This window comes from Micromonospora sp. NBC_00389 (genome assembly GCF_036059255.1).
GTDB lineage: Bacteria > Actinomycetota > Actinomycetes > Mycobacteriales > Micromonosporaceae > Micromonospora.
This window is the reverse complement of record NZ_CP107947.1, coordinates 1578183-1604569: the sequence shown is the minus strand read 5'-3', so window position 1 is coordinate 1604569 and position 26387 is coordinate 1578183. Positions and strand designations below refer to the sequence as shown.

Genomic DNA, 26387 nt, shown 5'->3' with positions numbered 1-26387 from the left:
TCGGGATCTCAGCCGACGCTCACTCGGGAGACCGGCAACCGGCCGGGTCGAGCGCCGGCGGGGCCGAGTCGGAGGGCGTGGCGTCGGGTGTGGTGGTCGGACCGGTCACACCGACAGCGGCGGTGGCACCGGTTGTCGGGCTCGCGCTGACGACCCCGTTCGGGGTCGCCGACGCGCCGGCGCTGGGGCTGCCGTTCGGCGTCGGGGTCGCCCCGACCGGGCTCGGGGTCGGCGTTGGCGTCGGCGTGCCACCCACCGCGGTCGGGTCGGCCGGGCAGATCGGCTTGAGGTTGGGGTTGCTCGGCGTGTCGCTGGTCAGCTCGGCGAGCTGGCGCTCGGCGTCCGGCTCACTCTTGGCCCGGATGCCCACCTTGACGGTGTCCTGCGCCGCCACGGTGAGGTCGTCCAGCCGCGTGCCGCTGGTGCGGTGCACGCTGGAGAGGTCCATCCCGGCGATCTGACCCTGGATGCCCCGGAAGACGGCGACCTGCCCCTCCTCGGTGGCACCCACGTAGTACTGCCGCTGGGTGTACGTCCAGCCCGCGAAGACCCCGCCACCGATGATCACCAGCAGGGCCAGCGCCATGGCGGTGGTCCGCACCGGTCGGCGCTTCGGCCGCTCCGGCTCGTCGTCCGCGGCCGCCGGCTCCTCGGGCACGGACGGGCGGGGCGCGGAGAGCGCCGAAGCCCGAGCGGCCGGGGTCGAGTCGTCGGCGGAGGTGGCCATGCCCCGGTCGCGGGCGGCGGCGCCGCCAACGATCGGGGTCGCCTCGACGATGTCGTGATCGGTGGCGTCGGCGATGATCACCGTGATGTTGTCCGGACCGCCGCCGCGCAGCGCGAGCTGCACCAGCCGCTCGACGCACTGCTGCGGGTCGGTGTACTCACGCATGGTCTCGCCGATGGTGTCGGCACTGACCACGCCCGAGAGGCCGTCGCTGCAGATCAGGTACCGGTCGCCGGGCAGCACCTGGCGCACCGAGTACTCAGGGTCGATGTCCCGGCCGTCCAGTGCCCGGGTCAGCAGCGACCGCTGCGGGTGGCTGCTCGCCTCCTCGGCGCTGATCCGACCTTCGTCGACGAGCATCTGGACGTACGTGTCGTCCTTGGTGACCTGCGCGAACTCGCCGTTACGCAGCAGATAGGCCCGCGAGTCGCCGATGTGGACCATCCCCAGCTTGCTGCCGGAGAAGAGGGTCGCCGTCAGCGTGGTGCCCATCCCCTCCAACTGCGGGTTGGCCTCCACCGTGTCGCGGAGTTGTTGGTTGGCGGTGCCCACGGCCGAACGCAACGCGTCGACGAGAGCGTCCCCTGGGACGTCCTCGTCGAGCGGCGCCATGGCACCGATGACGATGTTGCTGGCGACGTCACCGGCGGCCATGCCGCCCATGCCGTCGGCAACGGCGAGTAGCCGCGGTCCGGCGTAGACGGAGTCTTGATTGCCGTCTCGGATCAGACCGCGGTCGCTGTGGGCCGCATAGCGCAGGGTCAGAGTCATGGCCGTAATTCGAGGGAAGTGCGGCCGATCCGGATCGGCACGCCGAGGGGGACGGGGGTTGGTCCGGTGACCTTAGCGCGATCTAGGTACGTGCCGTTAGTCGAGCCGAGGTCCTCGACGAACCACTGCCCGTCGCGCGGCACGAGCCGGGCGTGCCGCGCGGAGGCGTAGTCGTCGGTGATGACCAGGGTGGAATCCTCGGCACGACCGATGGTGATCTGCGCTTCACCGAGAGTGATCCGAGTGCCGGCCAGCTGACCGGCGGTCACCACCAGCTGGTGAGCCGCGCGGCCCCGCTTCACCTTCGCCGGCTTGGCCGCCTGCCCCGTCGAGGCGCCCACCGCGCGCGGCGCGGCCACCAGACGACCGGACCGGGCACCCGCGAAGAGGTCCCGGCGGATCACCCCGACCACCGTGAACACGAAGATCCACAGCAGAATCAGGAACCCGAACCGGGCAACCGTGATGACCAGTTCCGGCAAGGCGGGTCAGCCGTCCACGCGGAAGGTCAGCGTCGTGGTGCCGAGCTGGACCATGTCGCCGGGGTTGAGGGCGACGGCGGAGACCCGCTGGCCGTTGACCATGGTGCCGTTGGTCGACCCCAGATCGGTCAGCACGACCTGTCCGCCGTCGAAATCCAGCCGGGCGTGTCGCCGGGAGATGCCGACGTCGGGCAGGCGCAGGTTGGCCTGGTCGCCGCGACCGATCACCGTCGACCCCATCTGGAGGGGATAGGTGCGCCCGTCGCCCGAGACCAACCGGACGTTGCGGGTGCCACCGTGCCCGGGCGGCGGGCCGTAGCCACCACCCTGGTCGTACGCGGGGTAGGCCGGCGGGCCGGCGTCGTAGCCGGGCGCCGACACCGGGGCGACCTCGCCGCCGGTGTAGACCTCGGCGGTGACGCGGAACATGCCCGTGTCCAGGCCCTCGCCCCGCTCGATCTCGACGATCACGTCGCCGTAGACCGTCCAGGCCTGCTCGCCGATGAACTCCGCCTGCGACTGGGCCAACTCCTGGGCCAGCGCGGCGGCGTACGGCGCCAGCCGACTGTGGTCGAACGGCGAGAGATCGATCACGTAGCGGTTGGGCACCAACGTGCGCCCACCGGCCAGGATCGCCTTGTGCGCCTCGGCCTCCCGCTGCATGGCGTTGAGGATCTCCACGGGGTGGACCACCCCTTTGAAGACCTTGGCGAAAGCCCCTTCGACCAGGCCTTCCAGACGCTTCTCGAAGCGTTGCAGCACGCTCACCGGCTCCTCCTCGGGTCCCGAGGACATGATGGTATCCGGCCGGCGCGCGCGCAGCTCACACGCCGCTCGGCCGCCTGCTACCGGCCCGTTCGGATGGGCCGGGACTACCGTGCTAGTCTTTCGTCCGCCACGAACGGTAACCGCTCGTGGCGAGCACCTGGGACAGCGTAGTATCTCCGGGGCCTGCTGGAGACAGCGGGTCCGGGGCGGCTAATGTGTTCCGGGTTGTGCCACGGGGATGTGGCGGAATGGCAGACGCGCACGGTTCAGGTCCGTGTGCCCGAAAGGGCGTGGGGGTTCAACTCCCCCCATCCCCACCACCGACGAGGGCTCCGCAGAATGCGGGGCCCTTCCGTCATATCGGGGCGTGCCGGGCGTCAAGCTATGCTCCGAAGGATTCTGCCTCCGATGGACCAGGAGTGGCGTGTGAGTGTCGCGTTGGTGACCGGGTCGGGTGGTCTGATCGGCTCCGAGGCGGTCCGGCACTTCGCCGGCCTCGGTCTGGACGTCGTCGGCATCGACAACGACATGCGCCGGTACTTCTTCGGCGAGGACGGCTCCACCTCCTGGAGTCTGGAGCGACTGCGCCGGGATCTGGGCAGCGCGTACACCCACTTCTCGGTGGACATCCGGGACCGGGACGGCCTGGAGCAGGTGTTCAAGAAGTACGGCTCGGACATCGCCGTGGTGATCCACAGCGCCGCGCAGCCGAGCCACGACTGGGCGGCCAAGGAGCCGTACACGGACTTCGACGTGAACGCCGGCGGCACGCTCAACATCCTGGAGAACACCCGGCGGCACGCGATCGACGCGCCGTTCATCCACTGCTCGACCAACAAGGTCTACGGCGACCGGCCCAACAGCCTGCCGCTGATCGAGCTGGAGACCCGGTACGAGCTGCCCGAGGATCACCGCTGGTACCAGGGCATCACCGAGGACATGTCGATCGACAACTCGCTGCACTCGGTCTTCGGCGCCTCCAAGGTCGCGGCGGACGTGATGGTCCAGGAGTACGGGCGCTACTTCGACATGAAGACCGCCTGCTTCCGGGGCGGCACGCTGACCGGCCCGGCGCACTCGGCGGCCGAGCTGCACGGGTTCCTGGCGTACCTGATGCGCTGCGTCATGGAGGGCCGGACATACAACCTGTACGGCTACAAGGGCAAGATGGTCCGCGACGCGATCCACTCGCGTGACGTGCTGACCGCATTCGAGGCGTTCTTCCGGGCGCCACGCTCGGCGGAGGTCTACAACCTCGGCGGAGGTCGGCACTCCAACACCTCGCACATCGAGGCGTTCCGGATCGCCGAGGAGATCGCCGGCCGCGAGGCGCAGATCAACTACGTCGAGCAGGCCCGCACCGGCGACCACCAGTGGTACATCAGCAGCATGGCCCGGTTCGAGGAGCAGTACCCGGACTGGAAGATCACCTACGACGTACCGATGATCCTGCGGGAGATCTACGAGGCCAACGTGGACAAGTGGGTGCCCCAGCCATGACGACTCAGACGAAGCGCAACGTACTCGGCGTCCTGGTCGACGCCACCGACTACGCCACGGCGACCGAGGCGGTGGTCACCGCGGCGCAGGAGCGGCGTCCATTCGCGCTGACCGCACTGGCCGTGCACGGCGTGATGACCGGTGTGCTGGACCGGGCGCACAACGCACGGCTCAACTCCTTCGACGTCGTGACCCCGGACGGGCAGCCGGTGCGCTGGGCGCTCAACCTGCTGCACCACGCCGGGCTCACCGACCGGGTCTACGGGCCGACGCTGACCCTGCACGTGCTCTCCCGCTTCGCCGACGAGGGCCTGCCGGTCTACCTGTACGGCTCGACCGAGGAGACGCTGGCCAGGCTGATCCCCGCGTTGGAGCGGATGTTCCCGGCGCTGAAGATCGCCGGGGTGGAGCCATCCAAGTTCCGCCCGGTCCAGCCCGGTGAGGACGCCGAGATCGCCGATCGGATCCGGTCCAGCGGCGCCCGACTGGTCCTGGTCGGGCTCGGCTGCCCGCGCCAGGAGGTCTTCGCGTACGCCATGCGGCCGTTGCTCGACATGCCGCTGATGGCGGTCGGCGCGGCCTTCGACTACCACGCCGGTCTGCTGCGCCAGCCGCCGCCGTGGATGCAGCGCGCCGGCCTGGAGTGGTTCTGGCGGCTCGGTCTGGAGCCGAAGCGGCTCTGGCGCCGCTACGTGATCCTCAACCCGGCCTACCTGGCCCGGCTCGCCGCGCAGAAGACCGGCCTGTGGAAGGCCCGCCCGCCGGCCCCGGCCACCGAGCGGCCGGCCACCTTCGCGGTCTGAGCCCGATCCGTACGGCACGAGGCCCCACCCGGTGTTCCAGGTGGGGCCTCGGCCGTGGGAACAAGGTCAGAGGGTCAGGGTCCAGGTGTTGATGTAGCCGGTGTCGATCGCGTACACGTCGCGCACCTGAAGCCGCCAGGTGCCGTTGGCGGCCTCACCGGACAGGTTGGTCGTGTACGTGGCGATCACGTTGTCGGCGCTGTCGAAACCGCTGTTCTTGAGCCGGTACGCGCCGCCGTCCGGAGCGAGCAGGTCGATGACCAGATCACCGCGGTAGGTGTGCACGATGTTCACCGCCACCGTGGAGGCCGACGAGGCGTTCCGGCCGCAGCCGGCGATGGTGATCGAGCTGGTCACCGCCGCACCAGCGTCCGGGATCGCCACGTCGGTGCCGTTGGTGCCGGAGCAGCCGCCGCCACCCGAACCGGTCACGGTCAACGTGTAGGTGGCCGTGCGGGTGCCCGCCGCGCCGCTGCCGGTGATCGTGACCGGGTAGCTGCCGGCGGGGGTGCTCGCCGAGGTGGCCATGGTGAGGGTGGACGAGCCGCCCGAGGTCACCGTCGACGGGCTGAACGACGCGGTCGTGCCGGCCGGCAGGCCGCTGGCGGAGAGGCTGACCGACTGGGCGGAGCCGGCGGTGGTGGCCGTGCCGACGGTGGCCGTCACCGAGCCGCCCTGCGCGGTGGAGCCGGAGGTCGGCGACACCGATACCGAGAAGTCGTTGGCCGGCGGGGTGCCGTTGACCACGTAGAGCAGCTGGTTCGGCGTGCCGGTGCCGACGTTGGTCACCACGTTCGGCGTGGAGTTGTTGACCAGATTGTCCCGGACCTGCTGCGGGCTCCACGACGGGTTCGCCGAGAGCACGAGCGCCGCGGCCCCGGCGACGTGCGGCGATGCCATTGAGGTGCCGCTGATGGTGTTCGTGGCGCTGCTGCTGGTGTACCAGGCCGAGGTGATGTTGACACCCGGGGCCAGGATGTCGACGCAGGTGCCGAAGTTGGAGAAGCTCGCTGCGGCGTCGTTGTTCTGCGTCGCACCCACGGTGATCGCGGAGGCGACCCGGGCCGGGGAGTAGTTGCAGGCGTTCTGCCGGACGCCGAGGGCGTTGCCGTTGCCGGCGGCGACCGCGTACGTGACGCCGGAGTTGACCGAGTTGGTAACGGCCGTGTCGATCGAACTGTTCGCGCCACCACCGAGGCTCATGTTCGCCACCGCCGGCTTGACCGCGTTCGCGGTCACCCAATCGATACCGGCCACCACCTGGGCGTTGGTGCCGCTGCCCTGGCAGTTGAGCACTCGGACGCCGACGATCTGGACGCCCTTGGCCACCCCGTACGCCGAGCCACCGACCGTGCCCGCCACGTGCGTGCCGTGGCCGTGGCAGTCGTCGGCGGAGCCGCCGTCCACCGCGTCGAAGCCGGAGACGGCCCGCCCGCCGAAGTCGTTGTGCCCGTACAGCACGCCCGTGTCGATGACGTAGGCGCGGACGTTCGACGCCGTGTTCGGGTAGGTGTACGAGCTGTTCAGGGGCAGGTTCCGCTGGTCGATCCGGTCCAGGCCCCAGGATGGCGGGTTGGTCTGGGTGCCGGCGATCGAGACGGTGTGGTTCTGCTCGACGTACGCCACCGCCGGATCGGCGGCGATCCGTGCGGCGGCCTTCGCGCCGACCCGGATCTCGAAGCCGCGCAGCGCCGCGCCGTAGGTGCGGGCCACCGTGCCGCCGTGCCGGCCGACCAGCCGTTCCGCGTTGTCGCCGACCGTGCCCCGGCTGACGGCGGTGTCCTTGAAGACGACGATGTAGCTGTCCGCGACGGCCGTGTCCCCACCCGCCGCCCGGATGGCTCCGGTCGGTTCGGCGGCTAGGGCGGGTGTGGCAGCGGCCAACACGGTCAGTGTGGCCACCCCAACGAGTACGGACCTGTGGGCAAGACGCATCTCTTACCTCCCTCCGACCGGCAGCCGCCCGACGCGGGTTCCGCTCAGATCCATGACGGCCGATCTTTCCGAGAGTAGGCCAACGCAGTGATGAAGATAAACATGTCGCATCGTTCATAACGCGGAAAGGATGCCCCCTACGGGGACGGCATCCGGGACGAACGCGGGCTGCGCCCGGATTCGCGGACGGCCGCGATCGGAAAGGCTGACCAGCATGGAGAGCCCCCTCGCCGCCCTGCTGCCGATCGCGATCCTGTGGCTGGCCGCTGGCGTGGTCGCGGACGGCCTGCCCCGGCTGGACCGCGCCCGCGCACTGCGCCGACGCGCTGGACACCTGCTCATCCTGACCCTCGTGGGCCTGACGCTCACGGTGACCGTGCTTGCGGCCGGGTTGTTCAGTGCCGGAAACACTTCGGCCGACCAGGCCGCCGCCGCCCTCGATATCGCCGGGATTCCCGCCCTCGTGGTGGCGGTCTGCACCGTACGCCGGGTGCGCCGGCTCTGGGCCGGCGCGGGAGCGTTCGCCACCGCGCCGGAGACGCCCGCGCCGTACGGCCTTCGGGCCGCCGCTGCCCACCCGCTGATCGGGTTACCGTTGCAGGTCACCGGTGTGTTGACGGTGCCCGCATTGGTCGCGGCGAGCGGCACCGGCCTCTTCGCCACACCGGGCGTCACCGGGCCGGCGATCACCGTGGGCGCGCTCGTGGTGATCGCCATCGGCGTCCGGCACGCGCTACGGCACAGCCGGCTCGCCGAACGCGCCCGGCCGGACGCAGAACGGTCAGCGCGAGCGGCCGGGCCCCTGCACGTATAGCAACTCCAGGATCGCCCGGGTCGCCTCGAACCAGCGGTCCAGCCAGCCCGGGGGCGGCACGCTGCCCTTCGGCGGCAACTCCATCAGCAGGCCACGCAGCAACGGGTGGTCAGCCAACGATCCGGTGGGCTCCATCGGCCAGCCGGTCGGCGGGAAGGACGGCTCGACCAGCGGGTTCGGGTCCAGCGACGGCAGGGAGAGCGGCGGGTCTGCCGCCTCGGTCGCCGACGCCTCCCGCCCGCTCATCTCCTGGTCGGTCGAGACCACCTCGGTCAGCACGGTGTCCCGACGCGCCCCGCGGTACTTCCCACCGAACCGCTCCGGCTTGCCCGGACCGTTGGTGAGGTTGTCAGACCCGATCGTCGTCATCCGTCTCGCCTACCTCGCTCGGTTGCGGAGCGGTGCGGCGGGTCGTCGACCAGCGCCGTACCGACCGGTTCAACGAGACGGACCCGCTGTGGCGACGGGAATCCCGACGGAACCTCGCCGACCCTGCCGGCAGCGCGGCCACCCGAGCCCGGCGCGCGGACACGGGAAGGTTCCCGTCCGGTCGAGACCGGACGGGGACTCCGTTGACCGCGCGGTCAGGCCGAGCCGAACGCACCACCCCTGGTGCCGGCGACGAAGGCGTGCCAGTCACCCGAGGCGAAGATCAGGGCCGGGCCGGCCTTGTCCTTCGAGTCCCGTACTCCGACCGCCCCGGTCACGTACGCCACCTCCACGCAGTTGTCACAGTTCGGCCCGCTCTTCGAGCTCTTGAACCACGTTGCCTGCGTCAGGTCCACGGGGAACCCCTTGGTCGCCATTTCCACAACGGCTCCTCTGCCAGTTTTGCGATGTGTGCGACGGACTCCTCCGGACGAATGGCCGCAGCTCGGATGTGATCGAAGATGAAACTGTACTTCTGTAGTTCGTCGCTCTTCTCCAGGAAGAGCCCACCCGTGGCGTTCTCCGCGTACACGACATCCGGATCACCGGGCTCGGGGAAGCTGAGGATCGTGAAGGTCCCGTCCATGCCGGCGTGCGCCCCCACCTCGAAGGGCAGGATCTGCAACGTCACGTTCGGCAGTTCGGCAACCTCGACCAGCCGTTTGAGCTGGCCGCGCATCACCTCGTCCCCGCCCACCGGCCTGCTTACCACCGCCTCATCGAGCACCACCCACAGATCGACCGGATCGTCCTGCGTCAACAACGACTGACGGCCCAGACGGACACGCACCCGCTGATGTACCTGATCGGCCGTGAAGTCCGGCCGGGCGGCGCGGATCATCGCCCCGGCGTACTCCTCGGTCTCCAAAAGGCCGGGCACCACCTGCTGTTCGTACGCCCGGATCGAACTCGCCGCGGCCTCCAGCCCGACGTACGCCCCGACCAGCACCGTGCTGTACGGGTGCCACCAGCCCTTCTGCCGGGCCTCCCGGGCGATCTGCACGAGCTCGTCGCTCTCGGCACCCACCACGCCGTAGATCCGCAGCATGTCGCGCACATCGCGCGGGGTGGCCGTGGTGTGCCCGGTCTCGATCCGCGAGACCTTCGACGCCGAACACTCCAACTGCTCGGCGACCACCTCGATGGTGATCCCGGCAGATTCCCGCTGACGGCGCAGCTCGGCACCGAGCCGCCGCCGCCGGATGGTCGGACTGCGCCGCTCACTCATGGCGCAACCACTGCGTCACTGATCCTCGCCGCTGGCTGCTCGACCCCACTCGGGCTACCTCCGGTCGACGCGCCACTGGCTGCCACCCGCCGGGGGCGCGACCGTCGACCGGCGAGCGTTCGCGGCAAGGGGGTGGTGCCGGTCATCGGCCGGCCGCGACGGGCGAAACCGGCCCTCAGTGTGCCGTCCGGACGCGGATGGCTTCAAGCGCCGCTTTACATGAGCAACTCACGTATCGGCAAAAGTCGACGTGCAACTTGCATGTAGCACGTCCCTGATGCACTCTGTCCGTATGGCACGGATCACTCAGCGTCTCCGTCCGGTCCCCCGGTGTGGTGATCCCACCGATCCGGGGAGAGCCGACGCGACGTGGGCCCGGCCAGCGACACCGAGACCTGCTCCGGGTGATGACCCCGCCGCTGCACGCCGGCAAGCTGCGGCGGCGGGCGCGGTTCCCGGAAGCAGCCGGGTGATGGTCGGGTGGCGGCACGCCACCAGCGGAGTACGGCCCGACCACCACCATAAGCAACACCGGTCCACGAGGCGAGACCCCGTCACCGGGCCGTGACGTTCCCCCGATCAGTCACCGCCGGCACCCCGCCGGCCGACCTCCCCAGGAGCCCATGTGCTTCCCCGCTCCGGTGACGTACTGCACGTGACTCGCGCGGCGAGTGTCCAGTTCCTCAGGCCCATCAAGTACCGGGTGATCCGGGTGCTCGACTGGCCGACGTACGACGGTTGGCTCTGGCTCGACGGCTACGAATTGAACAGCGCGGGCGACGCGGTCACCCGACGGTCGATCTTCGTCCAGCGGGAAGGGCTGCAACAGGTGCAGTCCGCACCGGAGCCCCGTCCGCACACCGTACGGACCCGGCGACCCGTCATCCGTACTCCGGTCCGGGTGGGCTGACCACCGCGATCCGCCGCCAGTGGGCGTGCCATCGCCATAGAATTGGTACGCCCACCCCGGCACCGTTTTACCCGCGCGTCCAGGGCCCTGAGCCTGGGATGGTCATGGTCAATCAGCCCGCCCTGCGGCGGCATCACCGCTCCCGTATCGCCTACGCCGTTGGACTGCTCGCCCTGCTCGGGGCGGTGACCGCACTCGTGGTCCTGGTCCGCGACCCAGCATTGTCGTCGACCCGGCTGACCACTCCGGTGCCGGCACCGGAGATCACCGTGGTCGACGCCGATCCGCCCGTGGACGAACCCGGTTGGATCGGTGCCGACGCCCTCGAAGACGGCCCCGAGCCGACCGGCCTTGCGGCTGGCGCCGGTGCCGGCGGTCAGTCCGACGGCCGGCAGGCGATCACCGAGGCGGCTCCCGCCCAGGACACCGCCGCGGACGTCCGCCGCTCACTGTTCTGGTCCGGGATCTTCGGCCTCACCATCTCCCTGGCCGGCCTCGGCATGGTCGGCACGCGCCGCCGAATGTGGTGAGCACCCGTCACGGCGTGTTCGTCACCGTCGGGCTCGGCGCGGTCGGGCTGGCCCCGGTCGAGGGCCGGGCCTGGGAGACGACCAGCAGCACCTCCTCGTCGGTCGGCACCGTCGTGCCGGCCTCCGGCTCGGTGCCCACCACCATCCCCGGCGGCAACTCGGACGCGCGGTACACCACCCGGTAGGTCAGACCGAGCCGGTCCAGCAGCCGTTCGGCGGTTGCCTGCGGCAGCCCGGTGAGCGGGGGCACCGGTACCTCGGCCGGCGCGGTGGTCGCCGGGCTGGTCGGCGCCGCAGAGGTGGGGGCCGCGCTGGTCGGGGCGGCAGTGGTGGCACTGGCCGGCGGAAGTGACGGCGTGGTCCGCGAGTCGTCCGGGTTGTCGTCCTGCGCGGCGAGCACCACCCAGAGGGCGGCTCCGAGCAGGCCCGCGAACAACAGCGCGAGCACGCCCCAGAGGATCGGCAGCCACCAGCGGCGGCCACCCTGCTCCTCGGCGTACCACTCGCCGGCGGGCTCAGCCGGTCGCGGCGCCCGCACCTCCGCCCGCCCGGACCACGGTGGCGGGGTCGACCGCTCCGGGGGCATCCGTGTGGTGCGGTCGGCCGGCGTGCCCGGCTGCGGCAGCGCGGAGCGGTCGATCGGCATGGTCTGGTCGGCGGCGGGGCCGGCCGGCGCGGTGCGGTCGATCGGCGCGGTCTCGTCCGGCTGCGCGGTGCGGTCCTGCGGCGCGGTCTCGTCCGGCTGCGCGGTGCGGTCCTGCGGCGCGGTCTCGTCCGGCTGCGCGGTGCGGTCGTGCGTCACGGTCTCGTCCGGCGCCGCGGCGCGGGGTGGGGTGGCGGGCTCGGCTGGTTGTGGCGGCTCCGGCCGGTCGGCGGCGGGCGGCAGGGGTCGGGTCCGGTCGTCGTCGTGGTCCCCGGTGGGCGGCCCCTGGCGGTCGTCGCTCATCGCACCGTCCTTTCCCGAACCGGGCCGGCGCCATGGCCCTCGACCGTCAACCTAACCGCCCGCACCGTCATCGGCGGGTATCAGCGGCCCGAACCGCCCGGCCCGAACCGGTGTCGGCGGTCGGACGCCCCGATCTCTGGCACCCACGAAGCGGTCGGTGGTGATGGTCGATCGCTGGGCCGGGGATCAGGGGGTGGGTTCCGGGCTCGCCTGGGTGGGTGGCGCTGCTGTCCCGCACCAGATGCTGACCTTGTCGTTCCAGCGGGCCGGGCCGTCCTCGGCCGGTTCCTGCCGGCTGACCTTTCCGCTGCGTCCGCTGCGGTAGCTCGGGTAGAGCCCCTCGTCGACCAGGTCGTCGGCGGCATCGGAGCAGTTGTCGCCGACCACATCGGGCACCTCGGCGGCCGGCGCGGGCCCGGCCACGCGGAGTTGCACCGTGGCGCCCCGGGCGACCTCGGTACCCACGGCGGGCGAGCTGCTCTCGACCGTACGACCGGTGCCCGTGCCGAAGACCAACCGCCAGCCCAGCCGCTGCTTGCGCAACATGTCCCGGGCCTGCACGAAGTCGGTGCCCACGACCGGTGGCACGGTCAGCCCGGTCCCCTTCGTCGCAGTGCCGGAGGTCCGGGGGGTGGAGGGCGTGGTCCGGCCGGTGCTGGGCCGGGGTGCGGTGGCCTGGTCGGTCGGCGCACCGGTCGCGGTCGTCACCGCCAGCGGATCCGACGGAGATCCGTCGTCCCCGCCGGCCAGCAGCCAGCCGCCGGTCGCACCGACGGCGGCGAGGAGCACGGCGACCAGGCCGCCACCCAGCAGCACGCTGGTCCGTCCAGGACCGCCGTCGTCCCGGTCGCCAGCGGAATCCTGCCGACCCGTGTTCGCGTCCGTCATACCGCCCACCGCCTCATCACCGGCGACCGTACCCGTCGCCGCCCAACACGCTGCGCCGCCGGCCAACCCCGGCGGGTCGTCGCGACTCGCCGCGCCGACGACGGGACGCTACGCTGCCCGGCATGGCCAGACGGGGCTGGGGAGTATCGATCGCGACGGCGATCGGGGTCGCTGCCGGCGCTGGCGCCGCGCAACTGGGCTTCGGCTACGGGCTCGGCGTCATCACCTGGACGCCAACCGATGCCGGAGCCACAGAGACGGCATGGCCGGACGGCCTCGCCTGGGCCACCTGGCTCGCCGCCAGCTCGACCGTGCTGGGTGCGGTCTGTGCGCAGCGGCTGCACCAGCGGGCCGTGCCGCCGGTGGCCGATCCGAGGGTGACCGACACGGAGCCGACGCCTCCCGCCGTGCCCGAGCCGGGACCGGCGGACGGGTCGGACCAGGCGGCCCGGCCGGACCGGGCGGCGCTCGCGACCGGGCGTCCGACTGCGGTCGACGACAGCGGCCCCACGACGACGGACCGAGCGGCCGAGACGGGCGACCGGTCGGCGCGGGCGTCCGAGGCCCTGCCCAACGAGGACGGGGGCCTGCTGCGACGGATCGCCCTGGCGCTCGGTGCCGGGATCGGCGGGCTGGTCACCGTGCTGCTGGTCTCCGTACCTGCGCGGGTCGCGATGGGCGCCGACACCGGGGCCCCGCAACGGGTGGCCGCCGTACACGCGGGACTGGGCATCCTGATCGGCGTGCTCGTCGCGGTCTGGGCGCTGCGCTCCCGTACCGCCGCGCTGAACGTGACCGCGACGGCCGCCTGGCTCTGGCTGCTCGCGGTGGTCTCGGTGATCGACGGGGTACGCGTCGGACGCGGGCTGACCGGCGCCCAGCTCGGCACCTGGCAGCTCGACCCGGATCACCCTCGATACTGGATCGGGGACCAGCTCTACTGGCCGGGTGCGCTGCTGGCGCTCGTTCCCGCACTGGTGATCGGCGCGCTGGCCGCCCGACGGGCCGCGAGGTCGCCCGGGCACCGGGTCGGCGCGGCGGCCTCCGGCGCGGCCGGTCCACTGCTCGTCGCGCTCGCCTACCTGACCACCGTGCCGCGCTGGTCGGCACTGGGTCCGGCACAGCTGTCCACCCAACTGATCGCCCCGTACGCGGTGATCGCCGGCATCGGCGGCTCGGTGCTGATCGCCGTCTTCGCCGAGCGGGCCGACCGGAACCGGAACGCGGCCGGCGCAGCCGGCCCGCACACCGTCGTCGAGCCCGGCTCGCCCCGGGCCGCCGAGTCCGAGCCGGCGGCGGTCAGCCCTTCGGCAGAGGTCACCACCGGGCGCGGAAAGGTCCCTGCCGGCGCCGTACCCCCGGTGACCGAGGCCGCTCCGCGGAAGCGGGGCACCGCCGGCGTACCCCGGGTGCCGGCACCGCGCACGGACCCGGACCTCGCCGATCCGACCGATTCCGCGGACGGTGGCTCGGCGGAGGGTGCGGCGACGGGTGGCCGACGGAGCAGGTCGCCGCGACGGTCCGGGCGACCCGCCACCGACTGAGCCCCCTCGACGGCGGCGAGCCGCCAACGCGGTGGGCGAGCTGGGCGCGCGGAGTCAGTCGACCGGCCAGGTGTGCACCGGCTCGTTGCCGCGCTGGAGTTCCGCGTAGCGCTGGACCATGTGGTGCAGCGCGGCGGGCCGGTCCATGCCCCGGTGCCGCTCCGCCGCCCAGACCGCCTCGGTCTGCCAGACGGCACCGTTGCGGCCGGTCCGGCAGCGCTGCTCGATGATGCCGAGCAGCCGGTCGCGCTGCGCCGGGGCGACACCGAACCCGTCCAGGCCGGCTGCGGCGGTGGGCAGCAACTGCTCCAGCACCAGCTTGGTGACCGGCACATCGCCGACCCGGGGCCAGTGCAGCACGGCGTCCAGGCCGCGCCGGGCGGCGGCGTGGAAGTTCTCCTCGGCGGAGCTGAAGGTGAGCTGGCTCCAGATCGGCCGTTCCGCCTCGGCCAGGCCGCGGGCGAGCCCGAAGTAGAAGGCCGCGTTGGCCAGCATGTCCACCACCGTGGGGCCGGCCGGCAGCACCCGGTTCTCCACCCGCAGGTGCGGGCGGCCGTTCATGATGTCGTAGACCGGGCGGTTCCAGCGGTAGACCGTGCCGTTGTGCAGCCGCAGTTCGCCGAGCTGGGGCACACCGCCGGCGTGCAGCACCTCCACCGGGTCCTCGTCCTCGCAGATCGGCAGCAGCGGCGGGAAGTACCGGACGTTCTCCTCGAACAGGTCGAAAATCGAGGTGATCCACCGCTCTCCGAACCACACCCGGGGGCGTACGCCCTGTGCCTTGAGCTCGTCCGGACGGGTGTCGGTGGCCTGCTCGAAGAGGGCGATCCGGGTCTCGGCCCAGAGCTGCCGGCCGTACAGGAAGGGAGAGTTCGCCCCGATCGCCACCTGCACCCCGGCGATGGCCTGCGACGCGTTCCAGTAGTCGGCGAAGCTGTCCGGCGCCACCTGGAGGTGGAACTGGAGACTGGTACAGGCGGCCTCGGGGGCGATCGAGTCGGTGTGCGTCCGCAACTGCTCGACGCCGCGGATGTCGAGCTCGATGTCCTCGCCCCGGGCACCGACGATCTGGTCGTTGAGCACCCGGTAGCGCTCATTGGTGGAGAGGTTGTCCTCGACCAGGTGCCCCTCGGTGAGGGTGGGCAGGATGCCGACCAGGACGATCTTCGCGTCGGACTTGGCCGCCCGCTCGTCGGCCCGGGAGAGGCTGCCGCGCAGGTCGTGTTCGTAGTCGGCGAAGCCGGTGCCCTCGATCAGCCGGGGCTCGGCGTTGAGTTCCAGGTTGAACTGCCCCAGCTCGGTCTGGAAGAGCGGGTCGGCGATGTCGGCGAGGATCTCCTCGTTGCGCATCGCCGGTTCGGCCGCCGAGTCGACCAGGTTGAGTTCGATCTCCAGCCCGGTCATCGGCCGGTCGGCGTCGAAGCCGAAGTCGTCCAGCATCAGCGCGAAGACGTCTAGGCAGCGCCGGACCTTCTGCCGGTAGCGGACGCGGTCCTCCCGGGAGAAGGCGCCCTGCGAGACGTCCCTGCCCATGTGTCCTCCCGACGCCGGCGCGGTCGGGATCCTGCCGTCCCGGAAAGCGCAGTGTGAACCATCCACGTTAAGAGCGCTTGCCTGGCCGGGGCCAGAGGCCGGCGCCGGGTGATCCGTCACCAACCGGAGCCAGACGCGCTCGTGGCGCCATCTGTACCCCGTCGGCGCCTGGCCGGACCCGGTAGCCGTGCGAACAACTCGTGACAATTCCCACGAGGTCGACGGAGACGACGCCGGGCCCGCGCCGACGTACGGCGCGGGCCCGGCGTACCGGCGATCCGAAGGATCAGGCCTGGCGGATGGCCTCGCCCTCAATCTCGATCTTGATCTTCTTGCTGACCAGCACGCCGCCAGTCTCCAGCGCGACGTTCCAGGTCAGGCCGAACTCCTCGCGGTCGATCTCGGTGCTCGCGGAGAAGCCGAAGATGTCCTGGCCGAACGGGCTGCGGCCGACACCCTCGAACTCGACCTCAAGCTCGACCGGGCGGGTGACGCCCTTGATGGTCAGCTCACCGGAGAGCACGAACTCGTTGCCACGACGGGACTTGACCCCGGTGCTGCGGTACTCCAGGGTCGGGAAGTTCTCGACATCCAGGAACTCGGGGCTGCGCAGGTGCGCGTCCCGGTCGGCCTGGGTGGTGTCGATGCTGGCACCCTGAATGGTGGCAGCGACCGAGGACTGCAGCGGGTCCTCGGCGACGGTGATGGTGGCGGTCGCCTCGTTGAACTCGCCACGGACCTTGCTGACCATCATGTGCCGAGCGACGAAGCCGACCCGCTTGTGCGCGACGTCCAGCGCGTAGGTGCCGGGGGTCGGGATGGTGAGGCCGTCCCAGTCGCGGGTAACCGCATCGATGCTGCTGGTCATGCTGATGTCCTCCAGAGAATGTTTAGTAGCCCAACGACTGCTTGAGCAAATATAACCGCAACAACATTCCCCCTGTCAAGTACTGGTACGATGAACGAGTGACCAACGTCTTCGACGACCCCCGGATCACCGCCGTCGGCCTGCTCTACGAGGTGCATGCCGGTCTGTCGGCCCGGTTCGCTGCCCAACTCGACGAGCAGGGCCTCTCCGTGGTCGAGTTCGAGGTGCTCACCCGACTGGCCCGCTCACCGGGCAACCAACTGCGGATGTCGGACCTCGCCGCGCAGACCTCCCTGTCCACCAGCGGGGTGACCCGCGTGGTGGACCGGATGGAACGCGACGGGCTGCTCACCCGCCGGGCCTGCCCGTCCGACCGCCGCAGCTCGTTCGCCGTGGTAACCGCCGCTGGCATGCGGCGGCTGGATGAGACGCTGCCCGGGCACCTACGGATCATCGAGCAGTGGTTCACCGGGCAACTCGACCCCGAGGCTCTGGCGGCCCTGCTCGACGGCCTGCGCCGGGTCCGTGACGCCGTGCATCCGGGAGCCACCGCTGGCAGCACCGAGCAGGAGATCGCCGCCGTCGACGGCGCTGCCCACTGACCGTCGCCGGCCGCCCGTTTGGCAGTCGGCGACCGACCGGGAGCGGTGTCGGCGCTACCGGCAGAAAGACCGGCAGAACTGACCTTGCCACCCCGACATGCCGCCCGAAACAGGCTTTCCGCCTCGATCGCGGTGGCAGGCTTTCGTCCACCGGGGATTCACCGGGGGGTGACGGCGCGGGCGAACAGCGAGGGGTAGCAACAAAGGGGGCTTTTCGCCCGCGCCACTCTCCACCCGGCAACCCGCCGCGACTACCGCTCGGCGGGCCCGCCCCGGGTGGCGGTCAGCGCGTAGAGCAGTTCCGACTCCTGCGGCAGCAGGCGGATGCCACTTTCCTGGCAGACCCGGTCGAGCTGGTCGAGGATCGCCGCGTCGGCAGTGCTCGCGGCCAGCCCGACCAGCGCCTCCACCGCGTCCCGCCGGTCCTGACCAACCTCGGCGGCGGCGGCGAACCACTCGGCCGCCAACTCCCGGTCACCCCGGTGCAGCGCCAGGTTTCCCTCGATCAACGCACAGATCGCCGCCTTCGGGCCGACCCCGGCCGGCACCGCACCATGCAGACGCGGTCGCGGCGGTCCGGCCCGCTCCGCTGGCGGCCGCGACCGCACGCCTACTCCCAGCTCGGCGGCGTCGGCGCGCAACTCGGTGAGCACCTCGGCCGCCTCGTCACCGCGACCGTCCTGGGCGAGCGCCAACCCGATCGTGCCGAGCACCCGTCTGCGGTGCCGCGGATCACCCAGCTCGGACAACGCCGCCACCGCCCGTCGGCCCTGGTCCACCGCGTCGGCGTACCGACCCTCGAGGCGGACGACCTCGGCCCGGTTGGCCCAGGAGAGCGCCCGCAGCCGCTGTTCCCCGCACTCGGCGGCGAGCCGGTCCACCGCGGCCAGCCGGCGGTGCGCCGCAGCCAGGTCGGCGACCCGGATCTCGTGCCAGGCGAGGCTGTTCTGGGCCACCGCCATGTCCCGGATCCGGCCGTTGCGGCCGGCCAGCCGGAGCACCGTCTCGGCCTGCTCGCGGGCCTCGTCGCGCCGGCCAACGCCGATCAGCAGCGCGCCCAGCACGATCCGCGACTCCAACTCCCCACTGACGTCGCCGGCCTGCCGGAACGCGTCCAACGCGGCCCGCGCCGTCGGCAGCTCGTCGGCGCCCGCGCCGTGCTCGGCAGCGAGCCGGGCCACCCCGAGGGCGGCCCAGCCCCGCAGGACGGGATCGGCGTCGACGGTCCGCGGATCGGCCAACAACCGGCGCAGCCACTGCCGGCCGGCGACATCCCGGCCACGAAACCGCCACCAGCGGGTCAGGGAGGCCGCCAGACGGAGCGCGGTCACCGGATCGTCGGTTGCGGCGTGGGCCAGCGCCGAACTGATGTCGCTGGTCACCTCGTCCAGCCGGTGCAACGCCTCGGGCAGCCGCGAACCGACCAGATCGGTGGCGGTCCGCGCCACCAGTCGAGCGACCACCACCGCGTGCCGACGCCGGATGGAGGGCAGCTCGCCGCCGCCGGCCGCCTGCTCGGCGGCGAAGTCGCGTACCGCGTCAAGCAGCCGAAACCGGTACGGCCCGGTGCCGCGCACGCTCAGCAGGCCGAGTTCGACGAGCCGGTCCAACAGCGAAACGGGATCGATCGCCGCCGCGCCGTCCCGGTCGGCCTCGTCGACGAGCATCTCCTCGGCCAACTCCACCGACCAGCGGTTACCGAACACGGCGAGCCTGCGCAGCGCGGCCCGCTCGTCCGACGCGAGCAGCCGGTAGCTGGTCTCCACCGCGTCCCGCAGGGTCACCGCCACGACTGCCCCGGTGTCGTCCGCGCCGACCGAGCGGCGGACCGTCGCGTCGGGCCCGTCCCAGCCGGGATGGACCGCCGGGTCGGCGGGGGTCGCCAGGTCGAGCACCCGGTCGCCGTACCGGTCAAGCAGCTCGGTGAGGTCGAGGATCCTGCCCCGGGCGGCCATCAGCTCGATGGCCAGCGGCAGCCCGCCCAGCCGGCGGACCAGTGCGGCCAGAGCAGGCAGTTCGTCCGCGGTGGGAGGCTCCCGACGGACCTGGGCCAGACGGGCGGTGAACAGCGCGACCGCCGGCCACGACCCGAGCGTGGCCGGCCCACGCCGCTCGGCGCCCGGCGGCGGCACGTCGAGTGGCGCCACCGGCCAGACCCGCTCGCCGGGCAGCCCGACCGGATGCCGCCCGGCGACCAACACCCGCAGCGAGGGCAGCACGCCGGTCAGCCGGTGCAGCGTCTCGGCCACCGGGCCCGGTGCGCGCTCCACCGCGTCCATCACCAACAACGCCGGCCGGCCGGCGAGCCGGGCGACGAGTTCCGGCAGCCGGGCCGCGCCGAGCACGGCCATCGAGGCGGCGAGCACATCCGGTCCGTCCGAGCCCTCGCCGACCAGCACCCCGGCCACGCCGCCCGAGTGGGCACCGGCTGCCGCGTGCGCCACGGAGAGCGCGAGCGCGGTCTTGCCGACCCCGGCCAGCCCGACCAGGCTCACCAGCCGGGGACCACGCTCCGCGGTCAGCATCCCGGCCAACTCCGTGACATCGCGGTCGCGGCCGATCAGCGCGACCGGCGGTGGAAGGGCGACCTGCGGGCCGGATCCGGCGGGCTCGGCAGTCGACGCGGTGCTGCCGGTGATCGCGAGCGCCACCGGGGTGACATCCGACTGGGGTGGCTCACCGCTGGCGGTGCTGCGGGCCGCGGCCAGGAACATCGCCCGGGTGGCGCCGGTCAGGTCCAACGCTGCGGCGAGCAGCTCAACCGTGGTGCGCTGCGGCCGGACCGACCGACCACGCTCCAGGTCACGCACCGTCCGCACGCCCACGCCGGCCCGGGACGCCAGCTCGGCCTGGGTCAGGCCGGCGGTACGCCGGTGCCCACGGAGCAGGTCCGGCAGCCCGGTACGGCCCGCCGGGCTCCGCGACCGATCATGATCGGGAGTCATGGGCACGAAGAGTACGGATCGACTCCCACCATCGGCAGTCGAACGTCGGGCTGCCGACGCCCCCTCGCCGATATCCGACAGCCGAACAGGCACCCCTACCCGAAGCGACCGGCCGATCGGGCGCCGGCCGGCTCGGGGACCGGTCAGAGACCCAGATCGCGCGCGATGATCATGCGCTGCACCTCGCTGGTGCCCTCGCCGATCTCCAGGATCTTGGAGTCCCGCCAGAACCGGGCCACCGGGTACTCGTTCATGAAGCCGTAGCCGCCGTGAATCTGGGTCGCCTCCCGGGCGTTGTCCACCGCGATCGTGCTGGCGTGCAGCTTGGCGATGGCGGCCTGCCGCTTGAACGGATCGCCGGCCAGCATCCGGGCGGCGGCGTCGTAGTAGGCCAGCCGGGCGGTGTGCGCCTTCAGTTCCATGTCGGCGATCTTGAACTGGATCGCCTGGTTGGCACCGATCGGCCGGCCGAAGGCGTGCCGCTCCTTGGCGTATTTGATCGACTCGTCGACGCAGCCCTGGGCGAGGCCGACGGCCAGCGCGGCGATGGCGATCCGGCCCTCGTCGAGAATCTGCAGGAACTGGGCGAAGCCCCGGCCCCGCTCGCCGAGCAGGTTGGCGGCCGGCACCCGGCAGTCGTCGAAGGTCAGCTCGTGGGTGTCCGAGGCGGTCCAGCCCACCTTGGAATAGCCCGGCGCCACGGTGAACCCCGGCGTACCGGTGGGCACGATGATGGTCGACAGCTCCTTCGAGCCGTCCGGGTTCGTGCCGGTCACCGCCGTGACGGTGACCAGGGCCGTGATGTCGGTGCCCGAGTTGGTGATGAACGCCTTCGAGCCGTTGATCACCCAGTGGTCACCGTCCAGCACCGCCCGCGTCTGGGTACCGGCGGCGTCCGACCCGGTGCCCGGCTCGGTGAGCCCGAAACCGGCCAGCGCCTCGCCGCTGAGCAGCTTCGGCAGCCAGGTCGCGCGCTGCTCGTCGGTGCCGAACCGGTAGATCGGCATCACGCCGAGCGAGACCGCCGCCTCCAGCGTGATCGCCACGCTGGAGTCGACCCGGGCCAACTCCTCCAGGGCGAGGCAGAGCGCGAAGTAGTCGCCGCCCATGCCGCCGTGCTCCTCGCCGAAGGGCAGGCCGAACAGGCCCATCTTGCCCATCTGCCGGATCACCTCGTACGGGAAGGTGTGCTGCTCGTAGTGCTCGGCGATGACCGGTGCGACCACCTCGCGGGCGAAGTCCCGCACGCTCTCCCGCAGCGCCGTTTGTTCGTCGGTGAGCCGGAAGTCCATCTCATCCTCCTGTGTGGACGGGGCCGCCGGGCGCTCGTGACGCCGGGACGGTTCGCTGTGGCCGTTCGGTCGGTCGTCGGGTCAGACCGGGGTGACGCCGTGCCGGCGCCGGGAGAACTGCCGATCCTTGGTACGCGCTGCGGCGAACCGGCGCACCAGCTCGGTACGCAGGTCCTGCGGCTCGACGATGGCGTCCACCACCAGCTCGCTGGCGAGCCGGACGACGTCGATGTCCTGCTCGTACTCGGCGCGCTTCGCGGCCACGAAGGCGGCCCGCTCGTCCGCATCCGGGATGGCGGCGATCTTGTTTGCGTAGACCGCGTTCACCGCGGCCTCGGCCCCCATCACCGCGATCTTCGCGCTGGGCAGCGCGATGGTGGCGTCCGGCTCGAACCCGGGCCCGGCCATCGCATAGAGGCCGGCGCCGTACGCCTTACGGACCACCACGCAGATCTTCGGCACGGTCGCCTCGGAGATCGCGGTGATCATCTTCGCGCCGTGCCGGATGATGCCCTGCTTCTCCACGGCGCTGCCCACCATGAAGCCGGGCACGTCGCTGAGGAAGAGCAGCGGCACGTTGAACGCGTCGCAGAGCTGCACGAACCGGGTTGCCTTGTCGGCCGAGTCGACGAAGAGCACGCCGCCCTTGAACATCGAGTTGTTGCCGACCACGCCGACGACCTCGCCGTTCAGCCGGCCGAAGCCGATGGTCAGCTCCTTGGCCCAGAGCGCCTGAATCTCGAAGAAGGAACCCTCGTCGAGCAGGCCCTTGACGTACCGCCGCATGTCGAACGCCTGCCGCTCGCTGGCCGGCACCAGCGCGGCCAGGTCGGCCTTCGCGGGCGCGGCCACCGCCTCGGCGGCCGGCGGCGCCTGGGTCCAGTTGGCTGGCAGGTACGACAGGTAGCGGCGCACCACGTCGAGCGCGTCGGCCTCGGTCTGGCAGAGGAAGTGCCCCACGCCGGACTCGGCGGTGTGCACCTTTGCCCCGCCCATCGCCTCCAGGGTGGTCTTCTCGCCGGTGACCATCTCGACCATCCGGTCGGAGCCGAGGTACATGCTGGCGTTGCCCTCGACCATGGCCACCACGTCGCAGAACGCCGGGATGTACGCCCCACCGGCGGCGCTCGGGCCGAAAAGCGCGCACACCTGCGGGATCGAGCCCGAAGCGCGAACCTGGTTCCAGAAGATCTTGCCGGCGCCGCGCCGGCCGGGGAAGAGGTCGACCTGGTCGGTGATCCGGGCGCCGGCCGAGTCGACCAGGTAGACCATCGGCACGCTGGCGCCGTACGCCCGCTCGATGATCCGGATGATCTTCTCGACGGTGCGGGCGCCCCAACTGCCGGCCTTGACGGTGGAGTCGTTGGCCATCAGGCAGACCTGCCGGCCGTCGATGGTGGCGGTGCCGGTGACCACGCCGTCGGCGGGCAGCCCGTCGGCAAGTGCGTTGGCGTAGAGGCCGTCCTCGACGAAGGAGCCCTCGTCGACCAGGAGCGCGACCCGCTCCCGGGCGAAGAGCTTGCCCTTGGCGGCGTTCGCCGCGTGGTACTTCTCCGCGCCGCCGGCCCGCACGCGCTTGCGGAGCTGCTCCAGCGCCTCACCGTCGAGCGTCACGCTGACTCCCTCGCCGCAATGAACTGAACGATCGTTAGGCTATCGCATCCGTGCGACGCTCGGCGACCCGCTGGGCGGATCGGACGGCGGGCGAGGCCACCTCCCGGCCGCGCCTTCAAAAGAAGCATTGAAGTACATAGATGTATGTCGCTAGGCTCCTGACACCCCCTCCTCCCGGATTGGAGTCAGCGATGACCTCACGACTCAATCGGCTCGCGGTCGCGTTGCTCGCGACGGCACTCACCACCCTCGGCGTCACGGTCGCCAACCCGTCGCCCGCGTCCGCCGCCATGACCATCTGCTACAACACCAGCCAGGCGGGAAGCTACGCCAGCACCGCCAACCAGGCCGCCTCGATCTGGAACAACGCCACGTCGAACCTGACGCTCTCGGCGAACTGCGGCTCCAACCTCCGGATCTACCGGATCACCGGCGGCGGCTCGTACGCCGTCCGGACCAGCCTCGGCAACGGCCGGGTCTACATCGACACCCAGCAGGCCGCGCAGTACAGCGTGCTGCGAATCATGACCCACGAGATCGGGCACATCCTCGGCCTGCCGGACAACTACAACGGGAACTGCTCGCTCCTGATGTCCGGCGGCAGCGCCGGCACCAGCTGCACCAACCCGTACCCGAGCACCGCCGAGGCGAACCGGGTGACCAACCTCTTCGCCGGCACCCTCGCCACCGAGCGCAGCACGGACCGCGCCGGAGCGGACATCTTCCGCGACAGCTGGCCGAGCGTGCTCACCCCGGTGGGCTGATCGACCGGACACGACGGAGGGGCCGGCACGATGCCGGCCCCTCCCCGCGTTCCTGAACGGTCAGCTCGGCATCGGCGTCAACCGGGTACGGGGGCCGGCGCGCAGCACCCCGGACGGGAGCTTCTTGCCCAGCAGGTGCTCGGCCAACTCGGCCGCCTCGATCAGGGCGGCCAGGTCGATGCCGGTGTCGATGCCCATGTCGTGCAGCATGTGCACGGCCTCCTCGGTGGCCAGGTTGCCGCTGGCCCCCGGGGCGTACGGGCAGCCGCCCAGGCCGCCCACGCTGGCGTCGAACTCGGTCACCCCCAACTCCAGCGCGGTCAGCAGGTTGGCCAACGCGGTACCCCTGGTGTTGTGGAAGTGCAGCAGCACCGGCACGTTCGCGTTGCGGTCGCGTACCGCGGTCAGCAGTTCGCGGACCCGGCGCGGAGTGCCCATGCCGGTGGTGTCACCGAACGCCACCCGGTCCGCGCCGTCGCGGACCACCCGGTCCACGATGCCGGCCACCCGCTCCGGGTCGATGTCCCCCTCGTACGGGCAGCCGAAGCTGGTCGCCACGATCACCTCGACCCGCGCGGAGGCTCCGTGCAGCAGGTCGATCAACTCGGCGATGTCGTCCAGTGACTCGTCCGTGGTCCGGTTGACGTTGCGTCGGTTGTGCGTGTCGCTGGCCGAGACCACCACCTCGATCTCGGTGAACCCGGCGGCGAGTGCCCGCTGGGCGCCCCGGGTGTTCGGCACCAGAGCCGAGTAGCGCACCCCGTCGGCCCGCACCGCCCGCTGCCACAACTCGTCGGCGTCGGCCATCTGCGGGATCGCCTTCGGGTGCACGAACGACACGGCCTCGATCCGGCGTACGCCGGTGCCGGAGAGCGCGTCGAGCAGGCGCACCTTAGCGTCGGTCGGGATCGGGTCCTCGTTCTGCAGCCCGTCCCGTGGCCCAACCTCGCGAATGGAGACGAAATCCGGCAGGTCCGCCATAAGGGGTCACCTCACTGTGACGTCGTGCTGTGCTGAAGTTCCCCCAGCATGCCACTCCCGCCACCGCCGGCGTTGATCAAGAGGTTTGCGTCATCCGTGGCCGGGATCCTGACGCAAACCTCTTGATCAACAGGGTCGGGGGTCAGCGCATGCGGGAGACGATGCCGGTGTCGTAGGCGCCGGAGAGGAACTCCTCGTTCTCCAGGAGCTCTTTGAAGAAGGGGAGGTTGTTCTTCGGGCCTTCGATCTGGAAGCCGGCCACGGCCGTGCGGGCGCGGGCGATCGCCTGCTCGCGGGTGTCGCCGCTGACGATCAACTTGGCCATCAGGCTGTCGTAGAACGGTGTGACGGTGTTGCCTTCGGTGTAGCCGGAGTCCACCCGGACCCCTTCACCGGCGGGTTCCACCCAGGTCCGGACCACACCCGGCCCGGGCAGGAAGCGCTTCGGGTCCTCGGCGTTGATCCGCATCTCGATGGCGTGCCCGCGCGGGGTCAGCGCGTCCGGGTCGAAGGTCGGCGCCAGCCCCGACGCCACCCGCAACTGCTCCTCGACCAGGTCGACGCCGTAGACGTACTCGGTCACCGGGTGCTCCACCTGCAGCCGCGTGTTCATCTCCAGGAAGAAGAACTCGTTCGTTTCCGGCTCGAGCAGGCATTCCACCGTACCGGCGTTGCGGTAGCCGACCGCCTCACCGGCGCGCACCGCGGCCGCCAGGAAACGCTCACGCAGCTCCGGCGAGACCGCCGGGGACGGAGACTCCTCGACCAGCTTCTGGTTGCGCCGCTGCACCGAGCACTCCCGCTCGCCGAGGGCCACCACCCGGCCGTCGGCCAGGCCGAGGATCTGCACCTCGACGTGGCGCACCCGGGGGAAGTACCGCTCGATCAGCACCGAACCATCGCCGAACATCCGCTCGGCGAACGCGCGCACCTTGTCGTACTCGGTGCGCAGCGCGGCCTCGTCGACGGCCACACCCATGCCCATGCCGCCGCCACCGGCGGCGGCCTTGACCATCACCGGGTAACCGATCTCGCTGGCGGCGGCCACCGCCGTGTCCAGGTCGGCGGCCGGGTCGGTGGTGCCAGGCGCGACCGGAACGCCGGCCGCCGCCATCAGGTTCCGAGCGTTGATCTTGTCGCCCATCGCGGTGATCGCGTCCGCGCCGGGACCGACCCAGATCAGACCGCTCGACTCGACGGTACGGGCGAACTCGGCGTTCTCCGACAGGAAGCCGTAGCCGGGGTGGATGGCCTGCGCACCGGTCGCCTTCGCGGCGGCGAGGATCGCCTCGGTGTTGCGGTAGCTCTGCGCCGGGTTCGGCGGACCGATGAGGACCGCCTCGTCCGCCTCGGCGACGAACGGCAGGTGGGCATCGGCCTCCGAGTACACCGCGATCGCGCGAATACCGAGCCGCTTGGCGGTCCGGATGATCCGGCGGGCGATCTCGCCCCGATTGGCGACCAGCAGTGACTCGATCATGTTTCCTCCCAGCGTCCAGGGGTTGGGACGGTA

The 26387-nt window shown here is 71.4% G+C and carries 24 protein-coding genes and 1 tRNA gene; 9 read left to right on the top strand and 16 right to left on the bottom strand.

What is annotated here, in order from left to right; translation table 11 throughout:
- Positions 1 to 19 precede the first annotated feature (19 nt).
- From OG470_RS07650 to OG470_RS07640, 3 genes are read right to left on the bottom strand one after another with little or no spacing between them, the layout of a single operon-like run.
- A complete protein-coding gene (locus OG470_RS07650) occupies positions 20 to 1498 on the bottom strand; it encodes a protein phosphatase 2C domain-containing protein (RefSeq protein ID WP_328422147.1) in 1479 nt (492 codons plus the stop codon).
- Complete coding sequence (locus OG470_RS07645) at positions 1495 to 1980, bottom strand: FHA domain-containing protein FhaB/FipA (protein ID WP_074315675.1); 486 nt, start codon at positions 1978 to 1980, stop codon at positions 1495 to 1497. The genes OG470_RS07650 and OG470_RS07645 overlap by 4 nt, the downstream gene beginning before the upstream one ends.
- Before the next feature lie 6 nt (positions 1981 to 1986).
- Positions 1987 to 2775 (bottom strand): DUF3662 and FHA domain-containing protein, encoded by a 789-nt coding sequence (locus OG470_RS07640; RefSeq protein WP_328422143.1) that lies wholly within the window; start codon positions 2773 to 2775, stop codon positions 1987 to 1989.
- Positions 2776 to 2982: 207 nt separating this feature from the next.
- On the opposite strand from OG470_RS07640, the gene OG470_RS07635 reads away from it, so the two are divergent.
- From OG470_RS07635 to OG470_RS07625, 3 genes are all read left to right on the top strand, one after another.
- A tRNA-Leu gene (locus OG470_RS07635) sits at positions 2983 to 3068 on the top strand.
- Positions 3069 to 3132: 64 nt separating this feature from the next.
- A complete protein-coding gene (locus tag OG470_RS07630) occupies positions 3133 to 4248 on the top strand; it encodes an NAD-dependent epimerase/dehydratase family protein (protein WP_328422141.1) in 1116 nt (371 codons plus the stop codon).
- Positions 4245 to 5051 (top strand): WecB/TagA/CpsF family glycosyltransferase, encoded by an 807-nt coding sequence (locus OG470_RS07625; RefSeq protein WP_328422139.1) that lies wholly within the window; start codon positions 4245 to 4247, stop codon positions 5049 to 5051. The genes OG470_RS07630 and OG470_RS07625 overlap by 4 nt, the downstream gene beginning before the upstream one ends.
- Positions 5052 to 5117: 66 nt before the next feature.
- Here OG470_RS07625 and OG470_RS07620 read toward each other — a convergent pair whose 3' ends face one another.
- Positions 5118 to 6986, bottom strand: a complete 1869-nt coding sequence (locus tag OG470_RS07620; RefSeq protein WP_328422137.1) for a S8 family peptidase — start codon at positions 6984 to 6986, stop codon at positions 5118 to 5120.
- A gap of 214 nt (positions 6987 to 7200) precedes the next feature.
- Here OG470_RS07620 and OG470_RS07615 point away from each other — a divergent pair, with 214 nt between their 5' ends.
- Positions 7201 to 7800, top strand: coding sequence for a hypothetical protein (locus OG470_RS07615; RefSeq protein WP_328422135.1), 600 nt, complete (start codon positions 7201 to 7203; stop codon positions 7798 to 7800).
- Here OG470_RS07615 and OG470_RS07610 read toward each other — a convergent pair.
- From OG470_RS07610 to OG470_RS07600, 3 genes are all read right to left on the bottom strand, one after another.
- Positions 7768 to 8169 carry a hypothetical protein gene (locus OG470_RS07610; RefSeq protein ID WP_328422133.1) on the bottom strand — a complete coding sequence of 134 codons (402 nt, stop codon included), beginning with the start codon at positions 8167 to 8169 and terminating at the stop codon, positions 7768 to 7770. The two genes, OG470_RS07615 and OG470_RS07610, sit on opposite strands and share 33 nt — an antisense overlap.
- Positions 8170 to 8384: 215 nt before the next feature.
- Positions 8385 to 8606, bottom strand: coding sequence for a DUF397 domain-containing protein (locus OG470_RS07605; protein ID WP_328422131.1), 222 nt, complete (start codon positions 8604 to 8606; stop codon positions 8385 to 8387).
- Positions 8576 to 9457, bottom strand: a complete 882-nt coding sequence (locus OG470_RS07600) for a helix-turn-helix domain-containing protein (RefSeq protein ID WP_030487606.1) — start codon at positions 9455 to 9457, stop codon at positions 8576 to 8578. The genes OG470_RS07605 and OG470_RS07600 overlap by 31 nt, the downstream gene beginning before the upstream one ends.
- Positions 9458 to 10082: 625 nt before the next feature.
- On the opposite strand from OG470_RS07600, the gene OG470_RS07595 reads away from it, so the two are divergent.
- Together OG470_RS07595 and OG470_RS07590 are read left to right on the top strand one after the other, a co-directional pair.
- A complete protein-coding gene (locus OG470_RS07595) occupies positions 10083 to 10367 on the top strand; it encodes a hypothetical protein (protein ID WP_328422125.1) in 285 nt (94 codons plus the stop codon).
- Positions 10368 to 10471: 104 nt separating this feature from the next.
- Positions 10472 to 10897, top strand: coding sequence for a hypothetical protein (locus tag OG470_RS07590; protein ID WP_442931063.1), 426 nt, complete (start codon positions 10472 to 10474; stop codon positions 10895 to 10897).
- Positions 10898 to 10904: 7 nt separating this feature from the next.
- On the opposite strand, the gene OG470_RS07585 is transcribed toward OG470_RS07590, so the two are convergent.
- Entirely contained in the window at positions 10905 to 11843 is a 939-nt protein-coding gene (locus OG470_RS07585) for a PASTA domain-containing protein (protein WP_328422121.1), read from the bottom strand.
- Between the two features lie 186 nt (positions 11844 to 12029).
- Entirely contained in the window at positions 12030 to 12731 is a 702-nt protein-coding gene (locus tag OG470_RS07580; protein WP_328422119.1) for a PASTA domain-containing protein, read from the bottom strand.
- A gap of 122 nt (positions 12732 to 12853) precedes the next feature.
- Between OG470_RS07580 and OG470_RS07575 the strand changes: the two genes are divergently transcribed.
- Positions 12854 to 14275, top strand: a complete 1422-nt coding sequence (locus tag OG470_RS07575) for a hypothetical protein (protein WP_328422117.1) — start codon at positions 12854 to 12856, stop codon at positions 14273 to 14275.
- 54 nt (positions 14276 to 14329) lie between these two features.
- Here OG470_RS07575 and OG470_RS07570 read toward each other — a convergent pair whose 3' ends face one another.
- Positions 14330 to 15808 carry a glutamate--cysteine ligase gene (locus tag OG470_RS07570; protein WP_328422115.1) on the bottom strand — a complete coding sequence of 493 codons (1479 nt, stop codon included), beginning with the start codon at positions 15806 to 15808 and terminating at the stop codon, positions 14330 to 14332.
- Between the two features lie 286 nt (positions 15809 to 16094).
- On the bottom strand, positions 16095 to 16676 hold the full coding sequence (locus OG470_RS07565) for a YceI family protein (RefSeq protein ID WP_328422113.1): 582 nt from the start codon (positions 16674 to 16676) through the stop codon (positions 16095 to 16097).
- 98 nt (positions 16677 to 16774) lie between these two features.
- Here OG470_RS07565 and OG470_RS07560 point away from each other — a divergent pair, with 98 nt between their 5' ends.
- Positions 16775 to 17278, top strand: a complete 504-nt coding sequence (locus OG470_RS07560) for a MarR family winged helix-turn-helix transcriptional regulator (RefSeq protein ID WP_328422112.1) — start codon at positions 16775 to 16777, stop codon at positions 17276 to 17278.
- A 251-nt stretch (positions 17279 to 17529) separates the two neighbouring features.
- Here OG470_RS07560 and OG470_RS07555 read toward each other — a convergent pair whose 3' ends face one another.
- The 3 genes from OG470_RS07555 to OG470_RS07545 all read right to left on the bottom strand — a co-directional run bounded on the left by OG470_RS07555 (position 17530) and on the right by OG470_RS07545 (position 23129).
- A complete protein-coding gene (locus OG470_RS07555) occupies positions 17530 to 20223 on the bottom strand; it encodes an ATP-binding protein (RefSeq protein ID WP_328422111.1) in 2694 nt (897 codons plus the stop codon).
- A gap of 143 nt (positions 20224 to 20366) precedes the next feature.
- Positions 20367 to 21515: an acyl-CoA dehydrogenase family protein gene (locus tag OG470_RS07550; RefSeq protein WP_328422109.1), complete on the bottom strand. Its 1149-nt coding sequence runs from the start codon at positions 21513 to 21515 to the stop codon at positions 20367 to 20369.
- An 81-nt stretch (positions 21516 to 21596) separates the two neighbouring features.
- Positions 21597 to 23129 (bottom strand): acyl-CoA carboxylase subunit beta, encoded by a 1533-nt coding sequence (locus OG470_RS07545; RefSeq protein WP_328422107.1) that lies wholly within the window; start codon positions 23127 to 23129, stop codon positions 21597 to 21599.
- Between the two features lie 191 nt (positions 23130 to 23320).
- On the opposite strand from OG470_RS07545, the gene OG470_RS07540 reads away from it, so the two are divergent.
- Entirely contained in the window at positions 23321 to 23893 is a 573-nt protein-coding gene (locus OG470_RS07540) for a snapalysin family zinc-dependent metalloprotease (protein ID WP_328422105.1), read from the top strand.
- A 60-nt stretch (positions 23894 to 23953) separates the two neighbouring features.
- Here OG470_RS07540 and OG470_RS07535 read toward each other — a convergent pair whose 3' ends face one another.
- Both OG470_RS07535 and OG470_RS07530 read right to left on the bottom strand, forming a co-directional pair.
- Positions 23954 to 24874: a hydroxymethylglutaryl-CoA lyase gene (locus OG470_RS07535; protein ID WP_328422103.1), complete on the bottom strand. Its 921-nt coding sequence runs from the start codon at positions 24872 to 24874 to the stop codon at positions 23954 to 23956.
- Between the two features lie 142 nt (positions 24875 to 25016).
- Positions 25017 to 26354, bottom strand: a complete 1338-nt coding sequence (locus OG470_RS07530; RefSeq protein ID WP_328422101.1) for an acetyl-CoA carboxylase biotin carboxylase subunit — start codon at positions 26352 to 26354, stop codon at positions 25017 to 25019.
- Positions 26355 to 26387: the final 33 nt, after the last annotated feature.